Genomic DNA, 4,805 nt, shown 5'->3' on the forward strand with positions numbered 1-4,805 from the left:
GGGACCGGGACGCCGACGACCGCGGCCGCCGCGGCCGCCGCCCGTGCCGGGTACGCCTCCTGCAGCTGGAGCGACGCGACCAGCGCGGCCTATTCAGGCCTGACGGTCGACGCGCTCCCGAACGGGGACGACGGCTGGCGGAACCTCTCGCTGACCTCCGGCCTGGCCATCCCCCTCGAGCCGCTGGACGGCTTCGGCGAGAAGGCCCTCACCGGCTGTGCCGGGGGCGTCTGCGAGATCGACGCGCTCGCGGACGACGTGTGGTGGCGGGTGACCGTCACCGGAGATCCGGCGAAGGCCGAGGCCGTCACCCGCGCCGTGCTCGCGAACGCCTGACCCTTCTCCTCGGCTTCCGCGAGCCTCGACGTATGCACGCTTTCGCCGGCGTGTCGCGTGCAGGAGTGGCATCTCGCGGGCGGGGCTCAGCGCCAGTACTCGTACCAGGAGGATTCGCGACAGCCGAGGGACGCGTAGAGGCGTCGGGCGCCCGCGTTGTCGGCGAGCACCTGGAGCCAGAAGCGCTCGATGCCTCGGCGCGACGCCTCCTCGAGGAGGGCGCGGATCGTGGCGGAGGCGAGGCCGCGGCGGCGTGCGTCAGGGCGGGTCGCCAGGCCGAAGAGGCCGCCCCAGAGCTCTCCGTCCTGCGCCGTGACGAACGCGAGACGGCCGGTCGCGGCGGGGCCTGCTCCGTCGACGACGAGGGCGTAGGAGGCGGGACAGCCGGCGAGGATGCGCTCGGCGACCGCGCGCTCGTCCGCACCTCCGCGACCGTCCACGGACCACCAGAGGGCGAGCCAGTCCTGGTCGGGAGTCTCGGTGACGCGGACGGACGGCGCCGGCGCGGGCAGCGCGGCGAGCGCTCCTGGACCGATCCGGTCAGCACGAGCGTGCGGTCGATCGGCGCGTAGCCGCGCTCCTCAAGGAGCCCGGTCAGCCCGGCGGGGCTCGGCGGGCCGACCTGCACGAGGGGCGCGACGCCGTGCTCGCGGGCGAACCCGCTCCGCCGCGTCGAGGGCGGCGCTCTGGTCGGCGACGTCTCCGGAGGCGAGCAACGAGTTGGCGCGCTTGGTCACTCCCGCGGAGGCGCGCAGCTCCCACGCGCCGAGCGGACGGCGCACGAGCGCGGGCCAGGCGTCGGCGGCGAGTCGATCGAGCAGCAGCGGATCCATCCGGTCACGATAGCGGGAACGTCCTGATCGTCGTAGCAAGTTTTTTGCGCCGTCCGAGTTTCGTTTAAAGAAACTGCTCGATTCTTTCCACGTCGATTTCTACTCTCCTAGGTGCCCTGGACGCCGAACACGCCGTACAACGAGCTGCCGCTCCTTCCTCCTTCCGCGGACCTGGAGACGCGCGCGGTTCTCCGAGCGACGATCGCCGCACGCGCCGCCCTCGCCGCGCTCGAGCAGGCGTCGCGATCGCTCCCGAATCCCGCGGTTCTGGTGAACAGCATCCAGCTCCTCGAAGCGCAGGCGAGCTCCGAGATCGAGAACATCGTCACCACGTCGGACGAGCTCTTCCGCTTCGCCGACGATGAGGACGCCGCCGCCGATCCTGCCACGCGCGAGGCGCTGCGGTACCGCCGAGCTCTGTTCGAGGGCTTCGCGCTGGTATCGAAGCGGTCGGTCACCCTTCGGACCTCGATCGAGGCGTGCTCGATCATCAAGCAGCACGAGATGACGCTCCGGGACAGACCGGGAACCTTCATCGGCGATCCGCTGACCGGGGAGCACGCCTACACGCCCCCGGTCGGAATCGGAACGATCACCGGCCTCCTGTCCAACTGGGAGACGTTCATCCATGAGTCGGAGGGGCTCGATCCGCTGATCGTCATGGCGGCCGCGCACTACCAATTCGACGCCATCCACCCGTTCGAGGACGGCAACGGACGGACGGGACGGGTCATGAACATGCTGATCCTCGTGGAGCACGGCCTCCTGTCCTCGCCGATCCTCTACCTCTCGCGGTACATCATCCGCCGAAAGAGCGAGTACTACCGGCTGCTGCTCGCCGTCACATCCGAGGGAGCCTGGGAGCAATGGCTCCTCTTCATGCTCGAGGGAATCCGCGAGACATCCCAGTGGACGCTCGCCACGATCGACACGATCGGTGCGCTGCGGGAGACGGTGCGCGAGGAGATGCGGAGTGCGCTGCCCGGGGGCGCGAACGCCGATCTCCTCGAGGTGTTGTTCGAGGAGCCGTACTGCCGCATCCGGACCGTCATGGCCCGATGCGGAGTCTCCCGACCGACGGCGCGCTCCTGGCTGTCCGCGATGGTGGAGCGCGGAATCCTCACCGACACTCCGATCGGGCGGGAGCGGTTGTTCGTCAACCACGCCTTCCTCCGACTCCTGAAGCAGGATCAGGAGACCACGGCGGGTCCTCCTGCCGAGCCGACCCTCTTCTGACACCCTGCCGCGCCGCTCCGACGCCCGGAAACGGCTCCGGCTCGCAGGAACCGCGCGATCGGACGAGCCGAGCGAGGTCCTGCGAGCCGGAGGTCGTGGAGGGACGAGCCCTACATGTTGATCATGTGCCCCTTGAGACCGTGGAAGCCCTCCTGCAGCGCCTCCGAGAGGGTCGGGTGGGTGTGCACGTTGCGGGCCAGCTCGGTCGCGGTGAGGTCCCACTTCTGGGCGAGCGTGAGCTCGGGCAGCAGCTCCGAGACGTCCGGTCCGATCATGTGGGCGCCGAGGAGCTCGCCGTACTTCTTGCTCGCGATGAGCTTCACGAAGCCGGTGGCTCGCCGAGGCCGTGCGCCTTGCCGTTCGCCATGAAGGGGAAGGTCGAGACGGTGATCTCATGGCCCTCGTCCGTCGCCTGCTTTTCGGTGAGACCGAAGGAGGCGATCTGCGGCTGGCAGAACGTCGCGCGCGGCATCATCCGGTAGTCGCCCAGCGTCTGGGTCTCGGCACCGGCGAGGGTCTCGGCGGCGACGACGCCCTGCGCCTCCGCGACGTGCGCGAGCTGGAGCTTCGCGGTGACGTCACCGATGGCGTAGATGTGGGGAACGGTGGTGCGCATGTTGTCGTCGATCGCGATCGCGCCGCGCTCGGTGAGCTCGACGCCGGTGTTCTCGAGGCCGAAGCCCTCGGTGCGCGGGACCCAACCGATCGACATCAGGACCTTGTCGACCTCGAGGCTCGACTGCGTGCCGTCCTTGGCCGTGTAGGTGACCGTCACGTAGCCGTCCTTGTCGACGACCGACTCGACCTTGGTGGAGGTCAGGATCTCGACGCCGAGCTTCTTGTACTGCTTCTGGATCTCCTTCGAGACGTCCGGGTCCTCGTTGGGGAGCGCTCGGTCCATGAACTCGATGATCGTGACATCGACGCCGTAGTTCTTGAGGACGTAGGCGAACTCCATGCCGATCGCGCCTGCGCCCACGATGGCCATCGTGTCGGGGAGCTCGCGGGTCATGATCTGCGTCTCGTAGGTGACGACGTTCTCCGAGAGCTCGACACCGGGGAGGAGGCGCACGCTCGCGCCGGTCGCGATGATCGCGTCGTCGAAGGTCAGCGACTCCGTGCCGCCCGTGCTCAGCTGGACGTCGAGCCCCTTCGGGCCGGTGAAGGAGCCGACGCCGTCGAACTCAGCGATCTTGTTCTTCTTCATCAGGAAGTGGACGCCCTTGGTGCGCCCGTCGGCGACGGAGCGGCTGCGGTCGAACGCCGCGCCGAAGTCGAAGGAGACGTCTCCCGAGATGCCGAACTGCTTCGCCTGGGTGTGGAAGAGGTGGGCGAGCTCCGCGTTGCGCAGCAGCGCCTTGGACGGGATGCAGCCGACGTTGAGGCACACACCGCCCCAGTACTGCTTCTCGACGACGGCGACGGACTTGCCGAGCTGGGCGGCGCGGATCGCGGCCACGTACCCGCCGGGGCCCGCCCCCAGAACGACGACGTCGAAGTGCTGGGCCATGGATGATCCTCCAGAGTCGTGAAAGGTGGTGCGCGGGATGACCACGCCACCTCCCACCGTACCGTTTCGGGGCTCGGAGGCGCCCGGGTCCTCCATGGGCGAACCGGGGCCCAGGGGCGCGCGGGGACGAGCGGGAATGCGCGGGCCGCGGACGTGGTTGACGACGAGCGGGCAACGGAGCCTCTCCCCCCTGTCCCCGCTCGAAGGAAGCCCTCGATGACCCTCACCTCCCCCCGCACAGCCAGCACCAGCGCCCCGATCCTCGAGGTGCTCGCCGAGCGCTGGAGCCCCCGCTCCTTCGACGCGACCGCGGCGATCGCCGACGGCACCCTCGCCTCGCTCCTCGAGGCCGCGCGCTGGTCCCCCTCCGCGAGCAACTCGCAGCCCTGGCGCTTCATCGTCGCCCGGCGCGGCACCGAGGAGTTCGACCGCATCGTCTCGACCCTCGCGGGGTTCAACGGCGCCTGGGCAGGCTCCGCCTCCGCCCTGATCGTCGCGCTCACCGAGACCGTCGACGCCGAGGGCGCGCCGCGGCCGTGGGCCGTCTACGACCTCGGCCAGGCGATGGCGCACCTGAGCGTGCAGGCCCACCACGAGGGCCTGCACGTGCACCAGATGGCCGGCTTCGACAAGGACGGCGTGCGCGCCGCATTCGGTGTCGACGAGCGCCTCGACCCGGTGACCGTCGCCGCGGTGGGGGTCGTCGCGAGTCCCGACGAGCTGGCGAACGACGTGCTCCGCGAGCGCGAGACCGCTCCGCGCACGCGCCTGCCGCTCAAGGAGCTCGTGCTCGTGCAGTCCTAGCTGCCAGCAGTCCGATGAAGGCCTCCCGCCCGCGCCTGCGGGCAGGGAGGCCTTCTGTGTTACTCCCCGTGTCGCGCGGGGCGCGG

5 protein-coding genes and 1 pseudogene are annotated in these 4,805 nt (G+C 69.9%); 3 read left to right on the top strand and 3 right to left on the bottom strand.

Features of this window, described 5'->3' with window-relative positions; translation table 11 throughout:
- Positions 1-336: hypothetical protein (locus tag ACH61_RS17550; RefSeq protein WP_161489673.1), on the top strand; the 336-nt coding region annotated here is incomplete at its 5' end.
- 86 nt (positions 337-422) lie between these two features.
- Here the strand turns inward: ACH61_RS17550 and ACH61_RS18575 are convergent.
- Entirely contained in the window at positions 423-872 is a 450-nt protein-coding gene (locus ACH61_RS18575) for a GNAT family N-acetyltransferase (protein WP_461786697.1), read from the bottom strand.
- A gap of 45 nt (positions 873-917) precedes the next feature.
- A complete protein-coding gene (locus ACH61_RS18580; protein ID WP_236713701.1) occupies positions 918-1,169 on the bottom strand; it encodes a hypothetical protein in 252 nt (83 codons plus the stop codon).
- Between the two features lie 111 nt (positions 1,170-1,280).
- Between ACH61_RS18580 and ACH61_RS13945 the strand changes: the two genes are divergently transcribed.
- Positions 1,281-2,405 carry a Fic family protein gene (locus ACH61_RS13945; RefSeq protein WP_068213123.1) on the top strand — a complete coding sequence of 375 codons (1,125 nt, stop codon included), beginning with the start codon at positions 1,281-1,283 and terminating at the stop codon, positions 2,403-2,405.
- Between the two features lie 110 nt (positions 2,406-2,515).
- Here ACH61_RS13945 and lpdA read toward each other — a convergent pair.
- Positions 2,516-3,915: pseudogene (gene lpdA / locus ACH61_RS13950) on the bottom strand (dihydrolipoyl dehydrogenase).
- A gap of 216 nt (positions 3,916-4,131) precedes the next feature.
- Here lpdA and ACH61_RS13955 point away from each other — a divergent pair.
- A complete protein-coding gene (locus ACH61_RS13955) occupies positions 4,132-4,719 on the top strand; it encodes a nitroreductase family protein (RefSeq protein WP_068213125.1) in 588 nt (195 codons plus the stop codon).
- The last annotated feature ends 86 nt before the right edge of the window (positions 4,720-4,805 follow it).

This window comes from Rathayibacter tanaceti (assembly GCF_001634385.1).
Classification (GTDB): domain Bacteria; phylum Actinomycetota; class Actinomycetes; order Actinomycetales; family Microbacteriaceae; genus Rathayibacter; species Rathayibacter tanaceti.